The sequence below is a fragment of the Nitratidesulfovibrio liaohensis genome (assembly GCF_011682075.1).
Lineage (GTDB): Bacteria > Desulfobacterota > Desulfovibrionia > Desulfovibrionales > Desulfovibrionaceae > Cupidesulfovibrio > Cupidesulfovibrio liaohensis.
Window position 1 is genome coordinate 1 of record NZ_VSMK01000669.1, and the last position, 840, is coordinate 840.

Annotated in this window: 1 protein-coding gene; it reads right to left on the bottom strand. The window is 70.7% G+C overall.

The genetic code is table 11. From position 1 onward, the window contains the following. Positions 1-128: 128 nt before the first annotated feature. The coding region (gene cpaB / locus FVW27_RS17590; RefSeq protein ID WP_167127697.1) for a Flp pilus assembly protein CpaB at positions 129-840 on the bottom strand (712 nt) is incomplete at its 5' end.

Below are 840 nucleotides of genomic sequence, written 5' to 3' on the forward strand. Positions count from 1 at the left end.
CTGGGGGGTAGCATCGGCCTGGGCCTGCGCGGCGGCGGCCAGCAGCACGGTGACCAGCACGGCGCATGCCGCAGCATGCACCGTGCCGACGAGACGGCCCGCCGCGCGGGTGAGGGAGGCGGGGCGGCTCATTGCGGGAACCTCAGCGTTGAACGTTCGGTGCCGGAGATCATTTCCACCTTGGTTTCACGCACCTTGGGAACCGGCTTGCCTTCGGGGGTGCTGGTCAGCAGGGCCAGGGTGCCGGGCACGTCGGTGCCGGGGGTCAGCACCGTGCCGTCGTCGGCTGGGTTGCGCAGGGCGAAATGCAGTTCGCCGCGCGAGGCGGCAAGGGCCAGCGGCTCGGCCTGCGGGGGCGAAATTTCCAGGGTGTACACGTCCACCGACGAGGTGGAGGTGTCGTCGCCTTCCTGCTTCAGTTCGGTGCCGGTGGCCAGCACGCGCACGTTTTCCAGCACCAGCTTGGTGCGCGACTTGGACTTTTCGCGGGTTTCGTCGTCCAGGGTCACCAGCACGTCCACGCGGTTGCCGGGGCGGATGAACCCGGAAAGGCCCAGCACCTTGTTGCCCTTGACGGCCACGGCGCGCATGCCGGGGGCGATCAGCGTGCTGACGCCGCCGTGCGATGCGCCGTCCTGCAACAGGCGCGCTTCGGTGATGGGTTCGCCGGCGGCCACGGCGGACGACAACACCCGGCCCACGGGCAGGGTGTCCTTGGTGAACGCGCCGGAGGGGGCGCTGGACTTCAGGAAGGGGGCCAGCTTGATCTGTTCGGCGGCCAGCTTGGCGCCGCGCGGCACGTCCGCGGCGGCCACCGCCAACTCGACCTGCTCGGGGGCG